The organism is Psychromonas sp. Urea-02u-13 (assembly GCF_002835995.1).
Taxonomy (GTDB): domain Bacteria; phylum Pseudomonadota; class Gammaproteobacteria; order Enterobacterales; family Psychromonadaceae; genus Psychromonas.
Genome location: NZ_PJBZ01000079.1, coordinates 1 through 21,729 on the forward strand (window position 1 = coordinate 1; position 21,729 = coordinate 21,729).

At 39.1% G+C, this 21,729-nt stretch carries 25 protein-coding genes; 21 read left to right on the top strand and 4 right to left on the bottom strand.

Features of this window, described 5'->3' with window-relative positions; genetic code table 11:
- The 4 genes from CXF74_RS15570 to CXF74_RS15585 all read left to right on the top strand — a co-directional run.
- On the top strand, positions 1 to 425 hold a 425-nt coding region (locus tag CXF74_RS15570; protein WP_332870277.1), incomplete at its 5' end, for a TSUP family transporter.
- Positions 426 to 741: 316 nt separating this feature from the next.
- A complete protein-coding gene (locus CXF74_RS15575) occupies positions 742 to 1,122 on the top strand; it encodes a hypothetical protein (RefSeq protein ID WP_101083454.1) in 381 nt (126 codons plus the stop codon).
- Between the two features lie 91 nt (positions 1,123 to 1,213).
- Positions 1,214 to 1,522 (top strand): hypothetical protein, encoded by a 309-nt coding sequence (locus tag CXF74_RS15580; protein WP_101083455.1) that lies wholly within the window; start codon positions 1,214 to 1,216, stop codon positions 1,520 to 1,522.
- 67 nt (positions 1,523 to 1,589) lie between these two features.
- Positions 1,590 to 2,132: a TrmH family RNA methyltransferase gene (locus CXF74_RS15585; protein ID WP_101083456.1), complete on the top strand. Its 543-nt coding sequence runs from the start codon at positions 1,590 to 1,592 to the stop codon at positions 2,130 to 2,132.
- 68 nt (positions 2,133 to 2,200) lie between these two features.
- Here CXF74_RS15585 and CXF74_RS15590 read toward each other — a convergent pair whose 3' ends face one another.
- Positions 2,201 to 2,827 carry a 3'-5' exonuclease gene (locus CXF74_RS15590; RefSeq protein WP_101083457.1) on the bottom strand — a complete coding sequence of 209 codons (627 nt, stop codon included), beginning with the start codon at positions 2,825 to 2,827 and terminating at the stop codon, positions 2,201 to 2,203.
- A 222-nt stretch (positions 2,828 to 3,049) separates the two neighbouring features.
- Between CXF74_RS15590 and CXF74_RS15595 the strand changes: the two genes are divergently transcribed.
- Positions 3,050 to 4,039 carry an IS4 family transposase gene (locus CXF74_RS15595; RefSeq protein ID WP_198552876.1) on the top strand — a complete coding sequence of 330 codons (990 nt, stop codon included), beginning with the start codon at positions 3,050 to 3,052 and terminating at the stop codon, positions 4,037 to 4,039.
- 96 nt (positions 4,040 to 4,135) lie between these two features.
- Positions 4,136 to 4,453, top strand: a complete 318-nt coding sequence (locus tag CXF74_RS22230) for a hypothetical protein (RefSeq protein WP_198552877.1) — start codon at positions 4,136 to 4,138, stop codon at positions 4,451 to 4,453.
- 357 nt (positions 4,454 to 4,810) lie between these two features.
- On the opposite strand, the gene CXF74_RS15600 is transcribed toward CXF74_RS22230, so the two are convergent.
- Complete coding sequence (locus tag CXF74_RS15600; RefSeq protein ID WP_101083458.1) at positions 4,811 to 6,952, bottom strand: CHASE3 domain-containing protein; 2,142 nt, start codon at positions 6,950 to 6,952, stop codon at positions 4,811 to 4,813.
- 304 nt (positions 6,953 to 7,256) lie between these two features.
- Positions 7,257 to 8,078 carry an AraC family transcriptional regulator gene (locus CXF74_RS15605; RefSeq protein ID WP_101083459.1) on the bottom strand — a complete coding sequence of 274 codons (822 nt, stop codon included), beginning with the start codon at positions 8,076 to 8,078 and terminating at the stop codon, positions 7,257 to 7,259.
- 158 nt (positions 8,079 to 8,236) lie between these two features.
- On the opposite strand from CXF74_RS15605, the gene CXF74_RS15610 reads away from it, so the two are divergent.
- The 13 genes from CXF74_RS15610 (at position 8,237) to cdd (ending at position 19,532) form a co-directional block, all read left to right on the top strand.
- Entirely contained in the window at positions 8,237 to 8,722 is a 486-nt protein-coding gene (locus CXF74_RS15610) for a YHS domain-containing (seleno)protein (RefSeq protein WP_101083460.1), read from the top strand.
- On the top strand, positions 8,722 to 9,066 hold the full coding sequence (locus CXF74_RS15615; protein WP_101083461.1) for a thioredoxin family protein: 345 nt from the start codon (positions 8,722 to 8,724) through the stop codon (positions 9,064 to 9,066). Before CXF74_RS15610 ends, CXF74_RS15615 begins: the two co-directional genes overlap by 1 nt.
- 35 nt (positions 9,067 to 9,101) lie before the next feature.
- A complete protein-coding gene (locus CXF74_RS15620) occupies positions 9,102 to 9,377 on the top strand; it encodes a BufA1 family periplasmic bufferin-type metallophore (RefSeq protein WP_101083482.1) in 276 nt (91 codons plus the stop codon).
- Positions 9,378 to 9,395: 18 nt separating this feature from the next.
- Positions 9,396 to 10,268 carry a DUF692 domain-containing protein gene (locus CXF74_RS15625; RefSeq protein ID WP_101083462.1) on the top strand — a complete coding sequence of 291 codons (873 nt, stop codon included), beginning with the start codon at positions 9,396 to 9,398 and terminating at the stop codon, positions 10,266 to 10,268.
- Positions 10,261 to 11,052: an HvfC/BufC N-terminal domain-containing protein gene (locus tag CXF74_RS15630; protein WP_101083463.1), complete on the top strand. Its 792-nt coding sequence runs from the start codon at positions 10,261 to 10,263 to the stop codon at positions 11,050 to 11,052. Before CXF74_RS15625 ends, CXF74_RS15630 begins: the two co-directional genes overlap by 8 nt.
- Positions 11,053 to 11,054: 2 nt before the next feature.
- On the top strand, positions 11,055 to 11,519 hold the full coding sequence (locus CXF74_RS15635) for a DoxX family protein (protein ID WP_101083464.1): 465 nt from the start codon (positions 11,055 to 11,057) through the stop codon (positions 11,517 to 11,519).
- Positions 11,520 to 11,894: 375 nt separating this feature from the next.
- Positions 11,895 to 13,259 carry a hypothetical protein gene (locus CXF74_RS15640; RefSeq protein ID WP_101083465.1) on the top strand — a complete coding sequence of 455 codons (1,365 nt, stop codon included), beginning with the start codon at positions 11,895 to 11,897 and terminating at the stop codon, positions 13,257 to 13,259.
- Between the two features lie 391 nt (positions 13,260 to 13,650).
- Positions 13,651 to 14,010 (top strand): hypothetical protein, encoded by a 360-nt coding sequence (locus tag CXF74_RS15645; protein WP_101083466.1) that lies wholly within the window; start codon positions 13,651 to 13,653, stop codon positions 14,008 to 14,010.
- Between the two features lie 451 nt (positions 14,011 to 14,461).
- Positions 14,462 to 15,400: a LysR family transcriptional regulator gene (locus CXF74_RS15650; protein WP_101083467.1), complete on the top strand. Its 939-nt coding sequence runs from the start codon at positions 14,462 to 14,464 to the stop codon at positions 15,398 to 15,400.
- A gap of 219 nt (positions 15,401 to 15,619) precedes the next feature.
- Positions 15,620 to 16,396: a deoxyribose-phosphate aldolase gene (gene deoC, locus CXF74_RS15655; protein WP_101083468.1), complete on the top strand. Its 777-nt coding sequence runs from the start codon at positions 15,620 to 15,622 to the stop codon at positions 16,394 to 16,396.
- A gap of 126 nt (positions 16,397 to 16,522) precedes the next feature.
- Complete coding sequence (gene deoA, locus CXF74_RS15660; RefSeq protein WP_101083469.1) at positions 16,523 to 17,854, top strand: thymidine phosphorylase; 1,332 nt, start codon at positions 16,523 to 16,525, stop codon at positions 17,852 to 17,854.
- A gap of 152 nt (positions 17,855 to 18,006) precedes the next feature.
- The gene (locus CXF74_RS15665) at positions 18,007 to 18,507 is read left to right on the top strand and encodes a DUF1097 domain-containing protein (protein ID WP_101083470.1); all 501 of its coding nucleotides are present in this window, start codon (positions 18,007 to 18,009) and stop codon (positions 18,505 to 18,507) included.
- A 131-nt stretch (positions 18,508 to 18,638) separates the two neighbouring features.
- The gene (gene cdd / locus CXF74_RS15670; protein ID WP_101083471.1) at positions 18,639 to 19,532 is read left to right on the top strand and encodes a cytidine deaminase; all 894 of its coding nucleotides are present in this window, start codon (positions 18,639 to 18,641) and stop codon (positions 19,530 to 19,532) included.
- Positions 19,533 to 19,616: 84 nt separating this feature from the next.
- Here the strand turns inward: cdd and CXF74_RS15675 are convergent, their stop codons facing one another.
- On the bottom strand, positions 19,617 to 19,913 hold the full coding sequence (locus CXF74_RS15675; protein WP_101083483.1) for a winged helix-turn-helix transcriptional regulator: 297 nt from the start codon (positions 19,911 to 19,913) through the stop codon (positions 19,617 to 19,619).
- Positions 19,914 to 20,101: 188 nt separating this feature from the next.
- Here CXF74_RS15675 and CXF74_RS15680 point away from each other — a divergent pair, with 188 nt between their 5' ends.
- A complete protein-coding gene (locus tag CXF74_RS15680) occupies positions 20,102 to 20,869 on the top strand; it encodes an SDR family NAD(P)-dependent oxidoreductase (protein ID WP_101083472.1) in 768 nt (255 codons plus the stop codon).
- 3 nt (positions 20,870 to 20,872) lie between these two features.
- Positions 20,873 to 21,523, top strand: a complete 651-nt coding sequence (locus CXF74_RS15685) for a cupin domain-containing protein (protein ID WP_101083473.1) — start codon at positions 20,873 to 20,875, stop codon at positions 21,521 to 21,523.
- The last annotated feature ends 206 nt before the right edge of the window (positions 21,524 to 21,729 follow it).

Sequence of the window (21,729 nt, forward strand, 5' to 3'; positions counted from 1 at the left end):
TATATATCTTACTTAATTTATGGAGTATACGTTTCTCAACATTGATGAAAAGATATGAGAACTACTATCTCATTGGTTTATTACAAACGGGTTTGGGTTTGATTGTTGGCGCGACGGGGCCATTATCACTGGCTATTTTAACGAAACGCTTAACATCAAAAGATGAAATTATAGCGACGAGTGCTCTGTTTATGACCATTAGCCACTTAGCAAAAATACCTGTGTTTATGTTAATTGGCATTTCATTTTTTGAGCATGTTCAGCTATTAACCTTTATGATAATTGGGTCTGTCGTAGGCTATTTCATTGGGACAAAATTGAGGATCATGGCAAATAATGACGTGCTCATTTTAGTAATTAAGGTTTTATTAAGTTTAATGGCACTTCGAATGCTGTTTGTTGCCATCACGATTGGAGCTCTCTGATATGCACTACAGAGTCGCGAATAGAAAGTGCCCGTCATTTTTATCACAGTATGGGAGTAAGGCATCAGACAACAACCCAATGGCTACCGCCTGGTAGTGATAAAAAGTAAATGATTTACGCTAAGTTTTGGAAGACAATGTCTTTTTGTGAAAAAGAAAGTCTGTTTTTAATGGTTTTATTTCTAAGCTGTTGTCTTTATGGCAAGTAAAGTAAGAGGCCTATAACGAGTACGCTGGACTTCAAGTGTTGATTAAATCAATAAACTAAGTAATCTGCCTTTTTAATTAAGATTAATGTCGTTAAGGATGCTCTGATATGCCTCATATAGAAATTAAGTATTCCGATAATTTGGATATAGATGCCTGTAAAATATTCGATGAATTAGAAAAAGTGATTAATAACATGGATATGAGTGCGGGCGAATGCAAGTCGCGTGCTTATCCTTGTGCTGTATACAAATACTCTCATCTCTTGCTGACCATCTCGTTATTAACTAAGCCTCATCGAGATAATGAATTCACACAAAAATTAAGTCTGGCAATAGAACAAACAATTAAAAAATACCTTAAACAAAGCCTCTATTTTTCGATGAATATTGAATACAGCATCGCGCATTACACCACTAACATTCATCATGTTGAGGGTGACAGGTTGGAAAGTATGCATGAAACCACCAGCCCAAAACCAGTAAACTAAAAACCTGTAAACTAAAAAACAGTAAATTTAAAAAGAAGCGCCTAAGCGTGCGTTGCCTGAAGAAAGATTATTACCACTATATGGATCTCCAATGAAAGTATTTTACGAAAAGAAAGAATCAGACAAAACCATTGTGTATGTAGAAAAACCTTATTCTTTATACTTTATTTTTATTATCGCTATTGTGACCAGTTTTTTTGAAAAACAACTGACAGCATTAATAGGCTTAAATTCTACTTATCTGTTTACTGTGGTGATGTTTTTATTAATCTTTTGTCGATTATTCTTCATGTCGACGATGCGCCGTGAAATTGCACTTGCAAGGCAAGCAGGAAAAATTAAAGTAAGTGGTTCTCGTTTTAGTTTATTCAAACCATTAACCACTGAAATCGCTAAGTAATACGATTTAAGCCACGAAACCTTATTAAAAATAAGTCATAAAGTCAGTCATATAGAGTAGAAATATAATGGATGCAAAGATACAACTGAGTAAAGAGCAACTAAGAGAAACAAAACCCGCACGTGATGAATATTTAAGTAAACCTAAAACGCCGTTAGTCGTGGTATTAGACAATGTAACGAATAGCTACAATGTGGGATCTTTCATTCGTTTGGCAGATGCCTTTGCTATCGAAAAAATTGTTGTTTGTGGCGCACTGACTATTTCAGATAAGAAGTTGAAAAAAGCGTCTCGCAATGAGGCTAAGTGGGTTTCTATTGAATATAGCGACAGCACGACGGACAGCTTACAAACACTAATAGATAACGGTTATACGGTGTATAGCGTTGAATTATGTCAGGGTTCTGTTGATTACAGTAGCGTTCGTTACCCATCACCGAGTGTCTTAGTATTAGGTAATGAACGTAAGGGTGTGAGTGAAGCTGCATTAAAGCTAAGTCATCACCTGATACATATACCTATGTATGGCATGGGTAATTCTCTTAATGTTTCAACGGCGGGTGCGATTGTTTTAGCTGAATGTGCGAATCAAATTAGAAAAAACGGGTAACAGCATTGTTATCACTATTCTGAGCGAGAGACTCTTTTTAAAAAGGTGTCTCGCTAAAATAGATTCGTTTAAGATGCCGGAGCTAATTTATAATTGGCTAAAAGCTTTGCCACATTGGCTTTGCTTGTTTTAGCCAATTTTTGTATTAAAGAGAAAGGAACATAGTCAATATCAGCTTGCTGCTGAATATCATCAAGCATGGCTAACCAAAGCTTTGCTGTCATTTCTGAGTCGTATAATGCCCTATGAAAACTACCCTTTGAAACAATGCCTTTATAGTTAATTAAAGTGCCTAATTTATGATTAGGGGCAGCTTGATACAGTCGGCGAGATAGCAATAACGAACAGGCGAACTGCCCCTCATAACCGAGTGAAATACGCGCTAATTCACTGTCTAAAAAACGTTTATCAAATGATGCATTATGTGCGACTAAGTTTTGCCCTTGAATAAAGTCAGCAAAACGTTGCATAACTTCACTGCATGGTGGCGCTTCACTGAGCATTTCATTACTGATACCAGTATAGTCTTCAATAAAATAACTCACCGGACGACCGGGATTCATCAACGCTTGAAAGCGATCGGTGACAATACCATTTTCAATTTTTACCGCCCCTATTTCAATCGCTCTATCGCCATTATCAGGTGACAAACCAGTGGTTTCAAAATCGAGAATGACAAGTGAGTTAGCGTTCATAGAGGACCATTATTAGATAAGTGTTAGGTGGATTTTGATGACAATATACGTGAATGATAGTTGGCGCAAGTTTACCTGATATTAACCTTTCTCACTAACACGGTAAGCATCTTAGAAATATATCTCGTTCCCACGCTCTGCGCTGTCTCTTATACACAAATAATGCCCTTGACTTTTTTATTGGTTATGATCAAATCCTTCTATTTAGCGATAGGGGAAATAATGCTTGTTGATAATACTGAGGCTTGGGCATCGAATATTTTTGGTTCGGCCAATTTAGGAGACCCTCGCAGGACAACGCGCTTAGTGAAATTAACATCTGATTTAGCATCATCTATAGGAGATTCTGTGGTTAAAGCATGCCAAGACCCCGCGAGCTCTGAAGGGGCATACAGCTTTATTCGAAATGACAGTATTTGTGTGAAAGAAATTTCACAAGCCGGTTTTTCCCATACGGATAAAAAGGTGAAAAATACTCGATTAGTATTAGCAGTACAAGATACAACTAGCTTGACATATAAGCATTCGGTATGTCGTGGCTTAAGTGAAGTCTCCTCTGCAAACTTAAATAAAACAAGCAAAGCTAGATCATTATTTGTACATTCAACTGTGATGATCGACGCGGATAGTGAGCTGACACTTGGCCTTGCAAATCAACATTACTGGACTCGCGAAGAAAAAGTTAAGGGAACAAAAAACGAACAAAGAGAGCGTCCAAAAACAGAAAAAGAGAGCTATAAGTGGGAACGAAATATTTCTGAAATAACAAATAGGCTGGGTGATTCAAATAATGTAATTGATGTTTGCGACAGAGAAGCTGACATGTTTGAGTACTTAGAGTATCAGATAAGTAACAACAATCGGATGATAGTTAGAGCAAAAGAGAATCGCCGCTTAGCGAAAACAAATAATAAATTATTTGATGAGTTAGATAATGCCAGTATTTGTGGCTATAAAAAAATCTATATTCCACAGCGAGGAAAACGTAAAGCTAGGCATGCAAAACTAGCACTTTCTTATACTCAAGTTGAATTAAAAAAACCAAGTAAGAGCAAAGGAAGTGATTCATTAAAATTAAATATAGTTCAATGCCAAGAGGTCAGTGATATAGGGGAAGAGGAGAAGCTTTGTTGGAAGCTCTACACAACTGAGGATATATCGAGTGTTGAAGACGCTGAAAAAATAGTGAGATATTATGAATTACGTTGGTGAGTAGAGGAGTTTCATAAAGTTTGGAAATCAGATGGCACTGAGGTGGAGTCTTTGCGCTTACAGTGTAGAGATAATATAGAGAGGTTGGCAGTTATCATGGCATTTATCGCTATTCGATTATATCAAATGCGCGAGATTGCACAAAATAACAAGAGAGCGAAAGATATCCCATGTACAGAGTATATCAGTGGCTTAAGTTGGAAAATACTGTGGAAGGCAACTGAGAAAAAAACAGCACCACCAATAACTCCACCCTCAATCTACTGGGTATATTATGCGATTGCTAAGCTAGGCCGCTGGCAGGACAGCAAAGGAAGCGGTCGCGTAGGTATGAAAGCTTTTTGGCGAGGATGGATAGAACTAATGAAATTAGTAGAAGCCTATGAAATGTTCAAAAACTTCGATCTGGATTAGCTTACACTTGTGTATAAGAGACAGCGCTTTGCGTGGTAATGCATAACGACCACAACTTACAAATCTCAATCAGTCCCACTTCCAAAAGCAGGTTAATTGCTCATCAGAAGAAGGCCTTCAGTCATGCATAGCTTGTAGCATCAGCAATAGATGTAAGCCAAAAGGCGAACTTGCAGGGAGTTTAAGTGGCGTGTTGTTTGGGAAGTGGAACTTCAGTCCTGCATAGTTTGTGGTATTAGCAACACGGTTATGAAACAGAGATAAATTAATGGAGGGTATAATAAATCAGGTTTAACCTACGCGAATTAAAGTGCGAAAGGTTAAACCTGAAAAGGATTTAAAAGCTTGTACTGTGCTTTAACTGTCACGTAGTTTAAAGGTGGATAATATCTCTTTGAGCAGTGCTGACTGTGATGATACTTGTTCAGAGGCCACTGCACTGGCTTGTGCGGTGTCGCTATTTTTTTGGATAACACCATCGATTTCGACCACACCTTGATTGATCGTTTCAGCGCCGATGGCTTGTTCTTTACTGGCGTTGGCAATTTCTTCAACCAGCTCTGTTGTTTTTCTTACTGTATCAATAATGCTTTTCAAGCTGGTGGCTGTTTCGCTGGCAATAAGGCTACCATTTTTAGTTTTTGCTACCGAGCCATCGATTAATTTAGAGGTCTCCTCTGCCGCTTTTGTACTTCTGGCTGCTAAGCTACGCACTTCATCGGCGACCACTGCAAATCCTCGGCCTTGCTCACCTGCGCGTGCTGCCTCAATGGCCGCATTTAAAGCCAGTAAGTTTGTTTGTGCTGCGATATCATCAATAGTGCTGATAAAGCCTGCGATGCTCTGACTGGCTTCTGAAATTTCCACCATCGCTTCTATCATTTCATTCATTTTATTACTGCCTTCGAGTGCTTCGGCCTGTGCTTGGCTTGAGAATTGTCGTGCTTGGTCGGCATTCTCGGCATTCGTTGAAATCTGTGTTGTCAGTTCTGTCAGTGATGTTGAAATGTTTTCTATACTGCCTGCTTGCATTGAAGCGCCTTCAGACAACATTGAACTACTAACTGCAACGCTACTACTGCCTTGTGAGATTTCTGAGCTGGCTAGTTGAGTGCGTCCTAATACGTCATTTAAATTGTCGCTCATTTCTTGTAGCGCAATACCTAAGGTATCTTTGTCAGAGGCTAAGATAACGTTTTGATTAAGATCGCCGGCTGCTATGTTTTGTGCCAAGGCTGCTTTTTCTTGCAGCGTTGTCATCATTTTTTTCATTTCAGCGAAAATGCCTTTATCTACACCATTGCTTTTTAGCGACATACTTAAGTCGCCAGCTGCCACGGTTTTCGCTATTTTAGCAATGTAATTCGGCTCACCACCGAGTAAATTCATTACATGACGTGTTAACCATAAGGCGATAACAATACCCGCAATAAGCGCAATCAATGTCCCGAATATAGCGACACTTAGTACCATTTTTTCAGTGCTTTTTAACGAGTCCATACGTGCATTGAGTAGGCCTCTTTCTCTTTCTTGAAAAGTGCTAATTTGTCCTCTAAATTTGTCGAAATAGACTTTCCCTTTTGCTTGGCCGATGAGATCTGCCATGTCATCCATCGTTTTGCTATCACCAATTTTACTGCGTAACGCAATTTGCTGTTTAACCACTAAATTTATCCAGTTATCGATAGTGTCTTTACTTTCGCTTAATAAAGTAACTTGGGCTGGGTTATCTGAGACGGTTTGCGACAATTCATTGAGCAGTAGATAAAAATTATTTTTGCCATCATTATAAGGCTGGAGAAATTGATCTTGTCCGGCGAGTAGATAACCGCGCATGCCGGTTTCCATATCAACGGCAGAAGCCACTATTGCTTGTGCTTTACCAATAACTTTATAAGTATGTTCAACTCTTTCTGTTAGTCTTCTGAGCTCTTCAATATTGTAGGTTGTTTGCATTTCTTTTTGACGTATTACCATCAGCTTTTCTTCACGCTCAACAAAGGTGTTTAATTGTGCTCTGAATTTATCAAAGTACTGTTTACCTTTTGCTTGTTTGATAATGTCAGCCATATCGTTCATGGTTTTCGAATCGCCAATTTTTGTTCTTAATGCGATAGCGGGTTCAGTGACTTTAGTTTGCCATTCGCCGATAGTGTTTGATATTTCTTTTAATAAAGAGACTTGTGCTGGGTTATCTGAAACCGTTGCTGAAAGCTCGTCGACTAAACGATTAAAAGAATTTTTACCGTTATCATAGGGGGCGAGAAATGACTTTTTACCTGCTAATAGATAACCCCTCATGCCGGTTTCCATATCAACGGCCGATGCTTCAATTTTGGAGGCGGTTTCTAATACATCATGAGTATGGTTAACCCATGAAAATTCCTTTACGAGTGATTCAACACTTAAAAAAACAACGATGGTGACCATTATCATTAAGGATAATATTAAGCCGTAGCCAGAGAGTAATTTTGATTTAAAGCTCAGATTTGACAACATGTTCTTTCCTTCTCATTGCTCTTGTATGGTCTAGTTCGAAGACCCTATTTTTAGATGACTTAAATATGGTAAAGATTTTTAGTAAATGCCAATTTAATTGAACATATTTACAGCAAACCTGACATTGAAGAGTTTCAAAGGAGGGGGAAGAAGAAATAACGATTGTCTTTTTTAAATGGAACTTGTTATTCATTTATTTGAAAGTATAAGCTTTCAATACAGATCGTTGCATTTTGTGAATCGGTTGAGTCGACAATAGTGTGCGTGTTTACCCTCGGTAATCACGCGACAGAGGTGGCTCGCATTAAAGTGTTTCATCAAGCCATTGTTTAGGCGATATTCCCATTTTTTTTCTAAATACGCGCGCCAGTGCAGAGCCATTTTCATAACCCACTGCATTAGCCACCAGTGCGACAGGTTTATGCTGTAATAACAATCCTTTTGCCACCAGAATGCGCCAATCAATCACATAATCCCCAGGGCTTTGACCCACTGTGCGCTTAAACAAGTCAGAAAACTTTGAACGTGACATCAAGGCAAGCTCGGCCATCTCTTGTAATCCCCATTGACGCTCTGGCGCATCATGTATTGCGAGCAAAACGGTAGACAACTGTGGGTGAGCCAATCCTGCAAGCAAGCCATGCTCAATGAGTTTGTTATCGAGCACATGGCGCAATACATAAATAATAAAGATATCCGTTAACGAATTAATCATAGGCAATCGGCCACAATCCTCATTAAACGCTTCTTCAAACAACCACTGTGCGGTTTTCATCAAGGCGGGACTTTCGCTGAGTTTAAAACACAGCAATGCAGGTAAGGCTTCAGCAATTGGATTTGAGGTGTTTTCATTATAAATGATATTGGCACAGACCAATGTCGGTGGATTTTCTTCACTGGCAATAATGCGATGCGCGTGTTGCGTAGGGAAAAACATCACCGTGGGCTCATCGATTAAATGTGCAACACCTTGCTCATCAATGATGGTTATCTCGCCACGTTGCAATAGGTGTAAGTGGCCTTTGTTGGGTTCTCGATTAAAGTTGGAAATACCGCAGAGATTACCGGTGAAAAATACTTCTGTATTGATAGAGAAGCGCTGAAGAATGACTGATAACGGATCCATTATTACCTCATTTAGAACAGATTTGGACGATTGGGTTCAATGTTAGGACTATGTCATCCCTTTTGCTTTGTTGAAAGCGCTAAATTTACTTCCAAGGAAAACAACCTAATAAATGCATCACCTTTAAAACCTTAAATCTAAATACATGGAGTAATAATATGAAGCTTTCAACATTTGTAAAATCAACGTTTGTATCAACGGCGCTACTGGCGAGCAGCTTAACTTTTGCCGCTAATATTGAAGTCAACGCAAACAGTAATGACATCGCAATCAGCGGTTACGATACGGTTTCTTACTTTACTAAAGGCGCGCCAACAAAAGGCTCTAACGAATTTACAGCTGCTTATAACGGTGCAATCTATCAGTTTGCTAGTGCTGACAATCGTGACTTATTTAAAGCTGCACCTAGCAAGTATGCACCGCAATACGGTGGTTTCTGTGCAATGGGTGTCGCGCTAAATAAAAAATTAGAAACAGACCCAACGGCTTGGCATATCCGTGGTGATAAGTTGTACCTGAACTACAACAAAGCGGTACAGAAAAAATGGAATACAGACATTCCTGGTTACATCGATACTGCGCAGGTGAACTGGATTGATATTAAAGGTTTAACTGAAGCACAAATCGAAAAAGTGTACGAATAATGTCAAATCATGCGATGACGATTAAGCCACTATCAGCGACAGACTCACTTGAGGCATTACTCGCACAACATGAATACTCATTGTTATTTTTTAGTGCTTCATGGTGTGGGCCTTGTCAGTCGATGACGCCGATAGTAGCCGAAGTCGCTAGCATGATGAGCAAGCGTATCAATGTGATTAAGCTGGATGTAGATACTTCTGCAAAATATGCAGAAGAATACGCTATACGCAGTGTACCCACGCTGTTTGTAGTCAAAAACGATGAAATTATTGCCCAATGTGTTGGCGGATTAGCAAAATCGAAGCTGACACAGTGGTTAACACAACTTACTGAGAGCCACTGATGGGTGGCGCTCAATTTAACAAACTAGGAAATATGATGAATAAAAAATTATTAGCAAGTGCTGCATTAGCTGCGTTTTTATCGACGAGTGTTGTTACTCAAGCGCAAGCTGCCAGTAAAGAGAAATGTTACGGCGTTGCACAAGCGGGTCAAAACGATTGCGCTAACTTAGCGGGTACCCATTCGTGCGCGGGCCAATCAAGTATTGATAATGATAAAGGCGAATGGAAATTAGTTAAAAAAGGCACCTGTTCGACCTTAGGTGGATTGTCGAAATCAGAAGCTAAAAAGTTACATTTAGCCTCTCAATAAATTTTCTGGAGAATGAATATGTTGGTTAAGAAACATGAAATATTAGTGGGTGTTGGGTTACGCCATGCACACTTTGCCGACATATTAACTTCGCCAAAAGAGGTTGATTTTGTCGAAGTGCATTCTGAGAATTTTTTTGGACAGGGTGGTGGTGCTCTATCTGTGCTTAATCAAGTAAGGGAAATCTACCCTGTCAGCTTACATTCGACCGCGATGGGGCTGGGATCAATAGCTGATATTCCTGCCACTTATTTACAGCATCTAAAACGATTAACCACCAATATTGATCCCTTTTTAATGTCTGAACATGCTTCTTTTACTTGGGGGCATCATCAAGGGCAGTTAATCAACAGTGGTGACTTATTACCGATTAAACATACCCATCAAAATTTGAAACGTATGTGTGAACAGGTGGACAAAGTGCAGTCCTTTTTAGGTCGACGTCTTATTATTGAAAATGTCTCTGCTTATATACAGTTTGATGAGAGTGACCTGTCAGAAGCTGAATTTTTAACCCAACTGTGTCAGCAAACAGGGGCAAAAATCCTCTTGGATATTAATAATATTGCCGTTAATAGCATTAACTTTGAAGGTGGCGACATTCAACAATCTGTCGCTGATTATATCAATGTCTTGCCAAAGGACAGTGTTGCACAAATTCACTTAGCGGGGTGTAGTCCTGTATCAGCGGGGCAACTCACGATAGACGATCATGCTTGTCCTGTTTCCGATGATGTATGGCTAGCTTATCAGCAAGCAATAACACGTTTTGGTGCTGTGCCTACATTGGTGGAATGGGATAACAATTTGCCTGAGTGGTCTGTGTTGATTAAAGAAGCGCAAAAAGCGCGAGATATCGCGAATATGATTTTAGGGCCGCACTATGAATAACGTTGCTATTAAACGCGATAATGAACAGCAACGTCTTTTAGAGGCGATTTGGCACGATGACGCATCGGTTATCGCACTAAATGGTTTTGAGGAGCAGGGCATCAACATTTATCGCCGTAACTTATTCGCCAATGCACAGCGTGCATTAAGCATCAGTTTCCCTACTGTTTTTGAATTGCTTGATAGTGATGTCAGTGAACATTTAACGAAACAATTTTTGCGCTTTTCACCGCCCCATCAAGGTGATTGGGCGCAGTGGGGGCATGATTTCTCTGCATTTATCAATACGACTGAGATTGGCCAAGATTATGCCTATCTGGCTGATTGTGCGACCTTGGATTGGCATGTGCACAGGGCATTACAGGGTAAAGACCAAGTGTTGGACCAAACCACATTACAGCTCCTTGCCGAGGGTGAGCCTGAGCACCTTGTTATTATCTTTAACGCTAATGTGCAATTGCTTAAAACAGATTACCCGTTAGTGGATATTTTTGATGCGCATCACCATCAAGACAAAACGCAGCGAGAAGATGCATTAAACAATGCCAAGCAAGCTTTATCATCCGTATTGGTGGCCCATGATGTGCTGATTTACCGCCCTGAATTTCAGCCTTGTATAAGCCGATTAATCAGCAGTGAAGGGCTATTTATGCAAGCGTTAATGGCAAAAAAATCATTAGCAGAGTCGTTGGATCTGGTTAGTGATGATGTTCACTTTTCATTTGAAAAATGGCTGCTCAATGCCATCAAACATAATTTAATTCATTATTTAAAAGAGATTTAACCATGACCACTTTAAACACCCTATTTTTATCGACGGGCCAAACATATCAACGCATCGCAACAAAAATAAGCCTATTAGAGCCGGTGGCTTTATTAGTCGCTCGTTTCTATGTGGGCTGGGCATTTTTCTCTTCGGGTCTTACTAAGTTAAATAACTGGGACAGTACGCTATTTCTATTTGAAGAAGAATATAACGTGCCATTTTTACCCTTTGAACTTGCTGCTTACATGGGCACGGTTGCAGAGATACTGTTACCTTTGTTATTGATGACAGGCCTAGCAAGTCGTTTTTCTGCATTAGGGTTGTTTTTTGTCAATATCGTGGCGGTTATCAGCTTGGAAGAGATTGCTGCGGCCGCTTATGCGCAACATGTTTTATGGGCAACATTATTGTTACAAATAGTTATTTTTAGCGGTGGTCGTTTTGCCTTTGATTCTCTACTTAAACGTCATATCAATAAGTTTTAAATGAGAATATAGAAGTTACTTTAACTGTTTGTTAGTGAGGTCTTTGTTTATGGTTAAGTAGTAGAAATTAAATATAATAAATTCAACGTTAAGTTTGAGAAACCGTCTCTATTGAGACGGATCAAGAGGTGAAAGATCAGCCATTGTGCGATAACGAAATATTTGAGGAATTTTTATTATCGACGCTAATATTTTTGAATCAAGTATTGCCTTATTTTTAGAATATTGAACCGTGATGTGATAAGGATATTTATGATGTATATATTCCTACTTTAGATTCAATGTACTTTACTTCTAGTTTAGTTGGCTCTTTTGGCTTAATATTTGCATTTCATCTACATTATCGTTGTTTTAATTATTTTTAAGGAATTTAGTATGAATAGATTACTCGCATTGTCAGTATTGGCCTGTAGCGTATTAACAGGCTGTGGCAGTAGCGGTGGTAGTTCTCCGGCGTCAGTTAAAAAATATACGTTTGAGTTCGTTAAGTTGGATGAGGGTGAAGTATCAACCTGTACAATATTTGACGGATTAGAACAAAATATTGACACTAAGTATGTTGCTTATAAGACAGGGCCACAAAACATCGATATTCATGATGAAAATGGCATTTACAGTAAAAGTTTAACGAACAAAAATGGCGTAATAACGTTTAGTGAAAATGATGTGCCTGATGGTGGTTATGTTTCTGTTATCGAATATGTTCCGGGGTCAAAAAATTACCAAGTTTTATCTATACAAAAAGCATTGCTCGGAGACTATTTAATCCGATTAAATACTGGCTCTGGAAGCGATTGTTATACTACGAATAAAGGAATCTCTAAAAAATCAGGTACAGCCTCTATTACGGATGAGGGTTTAGCATCAAATTACTTCCAGTATATAACAACGCAAGAAACGACCTCTCTGTTAGTTGGCACACGTAACTATAAGACTAGTGCTTATACAGATGAAAAAGTATTAGCCAAAGGGTATAACGGTGATGGTAATGATTTAATTGCTTATGGTTTTAGTACATTAAATGGCACAGCTACAGAATTAAGCGAGGTTCCGGACAGCTTAGATTGGTATACTGACTTTGACCTTAATGGCCTTGAAAGTTTAGCGGTGAGCCTTAAAAAAGGTAATTATACATACGCTTGGTTTGACGCTGAATTTGACCCAACTTTAGATACTAGAAAGTCATTTCCATTTAGTTATGATGAGTCTGAGTGGTTATATACTGCTACGGGGTCAATAAATGATTGGAAATTTCATCATAATGCAAGGTTTACTGATACGTTAGATGTCAGTTTAATGGCGAATATGGATGACTCTGGAAATCCGGAGATTAGCTATAATGGGACTAGCTATATATTTGATGCACCTGGAATTAGTTCAAGCAATGATTTAATACAGCGTAGCTACTACTATACAGAAACGACAGGGCCTAATGCGGCGCTAACGCACATTATATATAGCGTGCCAAGTAGTGATGGCAAAGTCATTATCCCTGATTTAAAGCTAGATTCACCTTTATCACCTGAAGACTTCAGCGATATAGCGGTGTCTATTGTTGCAACAGAATCTATGGATGAAGATTTTGTGGAAAGTTTTATGCGCCGTTTTCAACCAGTTGATCCGAATTCAGGAAGCTTCTCATCAAATGAAGATAGTATTTCATTGTTATTGTCGCCTGCTGACCAGCTTAAGCAACGTCAAAATACTGAAATGAACGATTATACTCTCGTCGAGCGCTAATTTTAATGCGCTAAAATATTAACGTATTTGACTAATAAAACCTCAGCTTACTGGGGTTTTATTGTTTTGGCCTTAATATATTTGTATTCAAAGGGTGGGGGCTTCAGCTTAAAAGTTGTTATCTTGGATAAGATTCAAATTTTATGAAATTTAGTTTTTGTAACGGGCTTGTAGTTTACTTATGAATGATTTGTGAACATTAGGTTACAGTGTATGTTTTTTATTTTATTTCTTTGACACAGTTAATGCTTTTGATGATATCTATGTACCAAAAACATCTATCTAGAGCAATTTAAGATAAAGTGTACAAAGTTACTTGCTACCTAAAGTAGCTTGTAAATAATTCATCATAGGGAGTTGATGCTCATTTTTACCTTTTCAGGAGCCGCATATGCAAAACATTCATAAAATAAGTAATCTACCGAATCAAAAAACGATTAATTCTATTGCACTTTTAGGTGAAAAATTTACCTCACAGAAACTTGAGTTTCCTCATTTACTGGTTCAGCTAGAAGCGTTAATTAAAGAGTCTAAATTTATGCTTGAGCATGATAATTCTCTTTGGATGGCAAAGCGTGGTCGTGATTTCTTTAATAATCCCAAATTATTTGCACAAGCTCCACTGACTTATGTTTGCGCCTTTTTGAGTGAGCTGTTTAAAAAACGTGAGCAAGATGAAACATTAGCGGAAATTCCTGAGACTGTTTTACATCAAGCATTAATTCGTTTGCAAGATTTTAAGTTACATTAACGGATAAAAAGGGCCGTCGATATAACAGGGGCCCTTTTAAATTATCCAGTGCTTAGAGGCACAAATAAAACTGATTAATAAATAATAAAAAGGGTCCCGATATAACATGGACCCTTTTTTGATCCCGCTTTAACTATCAACCTTTCAAATAGCATCATCTATTACCTGCAAAGATCACCTATAATGATCGCCTATAAACATCACCTATACTCATCTCCTATAATTATTACTCTGAATCGTTCCTGTGCCATAAGTCATGCTTAAAAATTAAGATTAAAACATAATCTATAGCAACTATTTATTCTCAAATAAACGTTCAACTCGCTATATTTACCTATAAATAGAGTAAATCTGTGATGTGGGATTGTTTCCATGAGGAAAGTAATGTTTTGAGTAGAGTCATAATCGGTAATTTTGTAATATGGTTTTTTAACTTAATATAAGGGTGACGATGCACAATCGAGCGAATCAGATGCTTATCTTGCACATCTTAAAAATCAGTGGCAGTTTCACTAAAGCGGCTGAACGATTAGAGGTCTCGACTTCTCATGTTAGTAAGCAGCTGACACAGTTAGAATCAGAGCTGAATGTGCAACTGGTGCAGCGTACAACACGCAGTTTAACGTTAACCGATGCCGGTATTGAGTTTTCAGAATATTGTGCGCAGTTATATTCTGCTATGCAAAATGCAGAAGCCGCTATGATGGATGCCACCACACAGATGTCGGGCACAATACGCCTGGCATTATCGCGCTCTTTTGGCACTTTGCATGTCTTGCCGGTATTAGATAAATTACAAGAAAACTATCCAGAGATTAACTTTGAAATCACCCTAACGGATCGTAAAATTGATATGTTAGAAGAAGATATTCACCTTTGGATAACCACCTATGAAAATATAAATGAAGGTTATATCGCACAGCGTGTGGCGGATGGGCACTTTGTATTAGCGGCTTCTCCTAAATATATTGAAAAGCATGGTGCTCCTGTACACCCGCAAGATTTGTCAAATCATAATTGTGTGACTTACCACAGCAGTTTTCGTGATTATAGTGATTGGCCATTTTTGAAAAATAATGAGCAACTAAATATCAGTGTATCAGGGAACTATCGTGTGGATCTTTCTGAAGCGGTGAGAGACGCAGTGATTGCCTCTCATGGCGTTGGTTATATTGCCACTTACCTCTTATCAGACGAATTAAAAACAGGTCAGCTAGTGCAATTATTGCCAGATTGGAAAACCAATTTAGAAATGCCTGTTTACGCTGTGTACCCGCGTAAAAAGCATCTTCCGGAACGACTTAACGCAATAATTTCTTTCTTAAAAGAGAATATTGGCTACCCCGCTTATTGGGATGTGGCACTAACACCTTTTGTTAAACACGCGTAACCCTTTCAAATGATGACATCTTTAACTATATATCAGTAAATAACAGCCACGATTTGTGCATTATTTACTGATATGACTGTCTCTTCTTTGTCTGTTTTACTCTTCTATATTTTCCATATGGCAATAATGTTTTTACAAAACCCTATATATCGTCTGGTTTTCCGGGCGTAATATTAGTCACATCATTTTCTTCTATCTAAAAATATTCCGGAGTCATTTATGTCTGATTTAAAAACAGCAGCACTACGCGCACTTAAGTTAATGGACTTAACTACATTAAACGATGATGACACAGATCAAAAAGTCATTGAGTTGTGTCATAACGCAAAAACAGCGTTAGGTAATACGGCTGCCGTTTGTATTTACCCACGTTTTGTTCCGATTGCTAAAAAGACATTAGCCGCGCAAGGCACGCCTGAAGTACGTATCGCAACAGTGACTAACTTTCCACACGGTAACGATGATATCGATATTGCTGTTGCTGAAACAAATGCTGCAATTGCTTACGGCGCCGATGAAGTTGACGTGGTTTTTCCTTACCGCGCATTAATCGCGGGTAATGAAACAGTGGGTTATGAATTGGTTAAACAGTGTAAAGCGGCTTGTGGCGATATTACGCTTAAAGTGATCATTGAAACGGGTGAGCTAAAAGAGCCTGCATTAATCAAACTTGCTTCTGAAATATGTATTAAAGCAGGTGCTGATTTTATAAAAACATCAACGGGTAAAGTGCCGGTTAACGCAACACCAGAAGCTGCTGAAATTATGCTTAAAGTGATCCGCGATATGGGTGTGGCTAAAACGGTTGGTTTTAAACCTGCTGGTGGCGTAAAAACAAGTCAAGATGCAGCGCAATACTTAGCGATGGCTGATGACATTTTAGGTGCACAATGGGCCGATAACATGCATTACCGTTTTGGCGCATCAAGCTTGTTAACGAGCTTACTTAATACCTTAGAAATTACTGATGAAGTAGTTGATTCTGCAGCTTATTAATCGCGCTTATTAACAGTGTTTACCACGATGGCATCTGTTTTTATATTAACAATAGATGTCATTCAGGCCTTAGCCATTAACTGTTAAATCATCATTCATAACATTAAGAAATATTCGGAGATTCATATGTTTTTACCTCAAGAAATTATTCGTAAAAAGCGTGACGGTGAAGTACTTAGCACCGAAGAAATTAATTTTTTTATTCAAGGTGTAGCCGACGATACTATTTCAGAAAGTCAGATTGGTGCGTTTGCCATGACTATTTTCTTCAATGAAATGACCATGCCTGAACGTATCGCGCTAACGTGCGCAATGCGTGACTCTGGTATGGTGATTAATTGGGATCATATGAAGTTTTCCGGCCCCATTGTTGATAAACATTCAACGGGTGGTGTGGGTGATGTAACCTCGTTAATGTTAGGTCCTATGGTGGCTGCTTGTGGCGGTTTTGTACCGATGATCTCGGGCCGTGGCCTTGGACATACTGGTGGCACATTAGACAAGCTAGAATCTATTCCTGGTTATAATATTACTCCTGACAATGCACTTTTTGGCCAAGTGACTAAAGATGCGGGTGTCGCGGTGATTGGTCAAACGGGTGATTTAGCGCCTGCGGATAAGCGTGTTTATGCAACGCGCGATATCACTGCAACGGTGGACAGTATTTCTCTTATCACTTCTTCTATCCTTTCTAAAAAGCTGGCTGCTGGCCTTGAGTCATTAGTGATGGATGTAAAAGTAGGCTCTGGCGCGTTTATGCCGACTTACGAAGCTTCTGAAGAATTAGCAAAATCGATTGTTGCTGTGGCGAATGGTGCAGGTACTAAAACCACTGCTATTTTGACCGATATGAACCAAGTATTAGCCTCTTCAGCGGGTAATGCTTTAGAAGTGCGCGAAGCGGTGCAGTTTTTAACCGGCGAAGTTAGAAATCCACGTTTATTTGAAATTACCATGGCGCTTTGTGCTGAGATGTTGGTGTTAGGTAACTTAGCAAAAGACGAGCAAGATGCGCGTGAAAAATTACAAACCGTGCTTGATAATGGTCGTGCAGCTTTATGCTTTGGAAAAATGGTTGCAGGATTAGGTGGACCAAAAGACTTTATTGAAAATTATGAACACTATTTAGAAAAAGCGCCGATTGCTAAAGCGGTTTACGCTAATCAAAGTGGCATTGTTTCGGCAATGGATACACGTGCAATTGGCATGGCCGTTGTTAGTATGGGTGGTGGTCGCCGTGTTGCAACGGACAGCATTGATTATGCTGTTGGTTTTGATCAATTCATTCGTTTAGGTGAAACTGCCGATAGCCAAAAACCATTAGCGGTTATTCATGCACGCAGTGAAGCGCAATGGCAGGAAGCTGCAAACGCTTTATTAAACGCGATTAAAGTGGGTGATGAAGCTTATCAAGCGACGCCTGATGTTTATCGTTTGATTCGTGCTGAAGATATTTAATTTCAATAATAAATATAATGCTTAATACATTGTGCTTATATATCCATTATCATGATTGATAACGGGTATAACAATGTATTAAGCTTTTTTTGTTTACGATGTCGAAAACATTTATAGCGTTAATATTAGGATTTATTTATTAGGGCTTGTCGATGAGCTTACTTTTTGCATTATCCGTTAGCACGGGTATTCTTTCCGCTGTATTAGTTTGGTTTACGGGCCTCTTTGATATCGCAAGCTGGTTGGCTTTTTTGGGCGCAACTAGCTATTTTGCGTGTACTGATAAAGGTTTTAAAGGGTTAACGCAAGTTTGGCTGACTAATTTTAGTGGTGCGGGTTGGGCAATATTAATCATACTTGCTTCCTCTTATATGCAAGGTGATCTTGCCACTTATGCTGCCACGGCTGTTTTTGCTTTCTGTATGTGCATTCAGGCTAAATTCAATCTTCTTAAATTTATTCCCGGTACCTTTATGGGCGCGGCTGCTATTTTTTCTGTAAATGGCCTATGGACATCGGCCTTTATTGGTTTGTTTATTGGCGCTATTTTTGGATTTCTAATGAATTATTGCGGTGAGCTTTTGTATAAATACAGTGGTAGGTTATTCAGTAACGAGAAGAATAATTCAAACAAGCATTTAGATAATAAATAAGATCATCACTTAGTGAATAGCGCTGAAAATAAAGCGTTAAACGATGAATACACAGATTACATTTTTGCACTTATTATTTGTATATAAGCATAATAAAAGTGTTTTATAAAATTGAAGAAAGGGATCTTGCGATGAACAAGCAATTACAAAACGCATTAAACGCATTACCAGAAAATATCGCCATGTATATTAAACCTATTGTGGAAGATAAACATTTTGGTGCCACCATTTCAGCGCCACAGTTTGAACAACTGATCAAACAAACCGGACTCACTGACAAACAATTACGCTTAGCACTGCTGCCTTTAGCTGCCAGTTATTCAATCTCTCCAATTTCAAAATTTTGTGTAGGTGCGATTGCGCGTGGCCTTTCTGGGCAATTATATTTTGGGGCAAACATTGAGTTCCTTAATGTGCCACTGGGACAATCAGTGCATGCGGAGCAGTCGGCGATTAGTCATGCTTGGATGAAAGGCGAAAAAGGCCTTCAAGATATCACTATCAATTACAGCCCCTGCGGACATTGTCGCCAGTTTATGAATGAACTAAGCACTGCAGAGTCGATGAGAGTACAGCTGCCAGAGCAAACTGAAAAATCGTTGCAGCAGTATTTACCTGAATCATTCGGGCCAAAAGATCTTGATATCGATAGCCGTTTAATGGACGGTAAGCCACTAACACATGTGAGTGCAGAAGCAGATCAGTTAATGCAAAAAGCGATTGATGCGTTAAATATTAGTCATGCGCCTTATTCAGGTAGCTACGGTGGCATCGCGATTGAGCTTAATACAGAAGGTGAATCATTCTATTGTGGCGCGTACGCGGAAAATGCAGCGTTTAACCCAAGCTTGCCCGCATTACAGGTGGCGTTGATACAGATGCAGATGGCAGGAAAAGACTTTTCGACGATCTCAGCGGTTGCTTTGGTAGAGCTTAAAAGTGGGACTATCTCGCATCAAGCCTGTACACAATCTGTTTTAGATGCACTCGCACTTGATATTGAATTGAAGTATTTAGCCATTTAAAGGGTTAATTAGGTTTAAATAACTGGCGCGTCGATGATGTATTGTTAATCTGAACGCGCTATTTTTTGGTGTATGACTAATTGGCTAGCTTGATAGGTTAATATCTTCTGAAATCTCATCTTGTAGTTGTTGCAACGCATCTAATATCTTAATAAATTTACCACCAAAATCGGTCACGTTATATTCAACACGTGGCGGTACTTCGTTATAAGCAATTCGCTCAAGAATTCCAAAATCCGTATTTTTCTTTAGGCAAGTATTCAATACCTTAGTGGTTAAACCTTCGACGTTGCGCACCATCTCGCCAGGACGATTGATATCGTTTGCAATTAATTGGTAAACCGTTAAAGACCATTTACAGCCAACGACTGTTTCTACCATACGTGCCGATTTATCTGGTGAAACCTTCCTGAAACTTTTTTCAAAATTATATTCTCTTTTAAATTCATCAAGATGTACCAAAAAGTACCTAGCTAACCAAAATGTGCCTGGTTTTTTAATCGCTAACAAGCGCTTAAGATTAACGCATCAAATAAGCCGAAACAACCTATATAAATAAAGAGAACTATATGAAATTTAAACAAACTGGCGTAGCGTTAATTATTGGTGGCACAAGTGGTATGGGTTTTGAAACTGCGAAATACCTTGCTCAACATAATGTTGAAGTGGTGATAGTTGGGCGGAATGAAGCTAAAATTAACCATGCATTAATACAATTAAACACACTGGGTAAAGCAACTGCACTCAAGATTGATTTACACGATAAAAACAGCTTACAAACACTCGTTAATTATATTCATGGTGATGAAACAAAAATTACTTATCTGGTTAATACCGCGGGTTCGTTTAATCCAAAACCTTTTCTGGAACATGATGAGGCAGACTACGATACTTATATGCAGGTAAACAAAGCCACCTTTATACTTTCTCAGGCGGTTGCGAAGAATATGGCCAAACAAGGGTTTGGTAGCATTGTGAATATTGGCTCTATGTGGGCAAAACAAGCGATTAAAGCGACCCCTTCTTCGGCCTATTCAATGGCTAAAGCGGGCTTACACGCATTAACGCAACATATGGCAATGGAATTAGCTGAAGTTGGTATTCGTGTGAATGCGGTTTCGCCTGCAGTGGTTAAAACACCTATTTACGAAGCGTTTATTGAGCCTGAAGTATTAGATGAAGCGTTAGCAGGGTTTAATGCTTTTCATCCTATTGGCCACATTGGGCGTGCTGATGAAGTCGCACAAACTATCGCTTTTCTATTGTCAGACCAGGCACAATGGGTAACAGGTGCAGTATGGGATATTGATGGTGGTGTTATGGCGGGGAGAAATTAAATAATGTTAAATCTAGATTTCACAAAACGTGTGGTCATTAATAGTAATGAGCAACAGTGGATTAAAAGTCCGTCTGCGGGGGTATTACGCAAACCGTTAGCGCGCTCTGAAGAGAAAGTAGGGCACATTACTAGCATCGTTGAGTATGCGCCAGGCTCCAGTTTTAGTCAGCATGCTCACCCAATGGGTGAAGAGATATTTGTGTTAGAAGGTGTTTTTTCCGATGAGAGGGGCGATTACCCGAAGGGGACTTATATTCGTAATCCGCCGGGCAGTAAGCACACTCCTTTTAGCCAACAAGGCTGTATTATTTTTGTGAAATTGAATCAGTTTAATGAACAAGACTTACAAGCTGTGCATATTAATACTCAGCAAACTGAATGGTTTCAGGGCATGGGTGGATTACAAGTGATGCCGTTACATGAATTTGAACATGAGCATGTCGCGTTAGTTAAATGGCCTGCTAATGAACGATTTCAAGCCCATAAATATTTTGGTGGAGAAGAGGTGTTAGTGTTATCGGGCGAGTTCCAAGATGAGCATGGCAGTTACCCTGAAAATACCTGGATCCGTAGTCCACATATGAGTGAGCATTTTCCTTTTGTCGACCAGGAAACAATCCTTTTAGTAAAAACAGGGCACTTACCGCTTTAAGTGCATTATCAATAAGAGCAAAAGCAATTCACCACGAAGGCACGAAGAACACGAAGGTAAGGTCAAAAATAAACCTAGATTCTAAGCTTTTGATGTTTCTTCGCGCTCTCTGTGTAGCGTAGTGGCTTCGTGGTAATTTATCTGTTTGATTATTGAAGTCAAAGCGATTGACCACGAAGGCACGAAGAACACGAAGGTAAGGTCAA

Bases quoted from the DNA above. Each gene is read 5' to 3' on its own strand.
- CXF74_RS15575 (WP_101083454.1), top strand. From the start codon at position 742: ATGCCTCATATAGAAATTAAGTATTCCGATAATTTGGATATAGATGCC.
- CXF74_RS15580 (WP_101083455.1), top strand. From the start codon at position 1,214: ATGAAAGTATTTTACGAAAAGAAAGAATCAGACAAAACCATTGTGTAT.
- CXF74_RS15585 (WP_101083456.1), top strand. From the start codon at position 1,590: ATGGATGCAAAGATACAACTGAGTAAAGAGCAACTAAGAGAAACAAAA.
- CXF74_RS15590 (WP_101083457.1), bottom strand. From the start codon at position 2,827: ATGAACGCTAACTCACTTGTCATTCTCGATTTTGAAACCACTGGTTTG.
- CXF74_RS15595 (WP_198552876.1), top strand. From the start codon at position 3,050: ATGCTTGTTGATAATACTGAGGCTTGGGCATCGAATATTTTTGGTTCG.
- CXF74_RS22230 (WP_198552877.1), top strand. From the start codon at position 4,136: ATGGCATTTATCGCTATTCGATTATATCAAATGCGCGAGATTGCACAA.
- CXF74_RS15600 (WP_101083458.1), bottom strand. From the start codon at position 6,952: ATGTTGTCAAATCTGAGCTTTAAATCAAAATTACTCTCTGGCTACGGC.
- CXF74_RS15605 (WP_101083459.1), bottom strand. From the start codon at position 8,078: ATGGATCCGTTATCAGTCATTCTTCAGCGCTTCTCTATCAATACAGAA.
- CXF74_RS15610 (WP_101083460.1), top strand. From the start codon at position 8,237: ATGAAGCTTTCAACATTTGTAAAATCAACGTTTGTATCAACGGCGCTA.
- CXF74_RS15615 (WP_101083461.1), top strand. From the start codon at position 8,722: ATGTCAAATCATGCGATGACGATTAAGCCACTATCAGCGACAGACTCA.
- CXF74_RS15620 (WP_101083482.1), top strand. From the start codon at position 9,102: ATGAATAAAAAATTATTAGCAAGTGCTGCATTAGCTGCGTTTTTATCG.
- CXF74_RS15625 (WP_101083462.1), top strand. From the start codon at position 9,396: ATGTTGGTTAAGAAACATGAAATATTAGTGGGTGTTGGGTTACGCCAT.
- CXF74_RS15630 (WP_101083463.1), top strand. From the start codon at position 10,261: ATGAATAACGTTGCTATTAAACGCGATAATGAACAGCAACGTCTTTTA.
- CXF74_RS15635 (WP_101083464.1), top strand. From the start codon at position 11,055: ATGACCACTTTAAACACCCTATTTTTATCGACGGGCCAAACATATCAA.
- CXF74_RS15640 (WP_101083465.1), top strand. From the start codon at position 11,895: ATGAATAGATTACTCGCATTGTCAGTATTGGCCTGTAGCGTATTAACA.
- CXF74_RS15645 (WP_101083466.1), top strand. From the start codon at position 13,651: ATGCAAAACATTCATAAAATAAGTAATCTACCGAATCAAAAAACGATT.
- CXF74_RS15650 (WP_101083467.1), top strand. From the start codon at position 14,462: ATGCACAATCGAGCGAATCAGATGCTTATCTTGCACATCTTAAAAATC.
- deoC (WP_101083468.1), top strand. From the start codon at position 15,620: ATGTCTGATTTAAAAACAGCAGCACTACGCGCACTTAAGTTAATGGAC.
- deoA (WP_101083469.1), top strand. From the start codon at position 16,523: ATGTTTTTACCTCAAGAAATTATTCGTAAAAAGCGTGACGGTGAAGTA.
- CXF74_RS15665 (WP_101083470.1), top strand. From the start codon at position 18,007: ATGAGCTTACTTTTTGCATTATCCGTTAGCACGGGTATTCTTTCCGCT.
- cdd (WP_101083471.1), top strand. From the start codon at position 18,639: ATGAACAAGCAATTACAAAACGCATTAAACGCATTACCAGAAAATATC.
- CXF74_RS15675 (WP_101083483.1), bottom strand. From the start codon at position 19,913: ATGGTAGAAACAGTCGTTGGCTGTAAATGGTCTTTAACGGTTTACCAA.
- CXF74_RS15680 (WP_101083472.1), top strand. From the start codon at position 20,102: ATGAAATTTAAACAAACTGGCGTAGCGTTAATTATTGGTGGCACAAGT.
- CXF74_RS15685 (WP_101083473.1), top strand. From the start codon at position 20,873: ATGTTAAATCTAGATTTCACAAAACGTGTGGTCATTAATAGTAATGAG.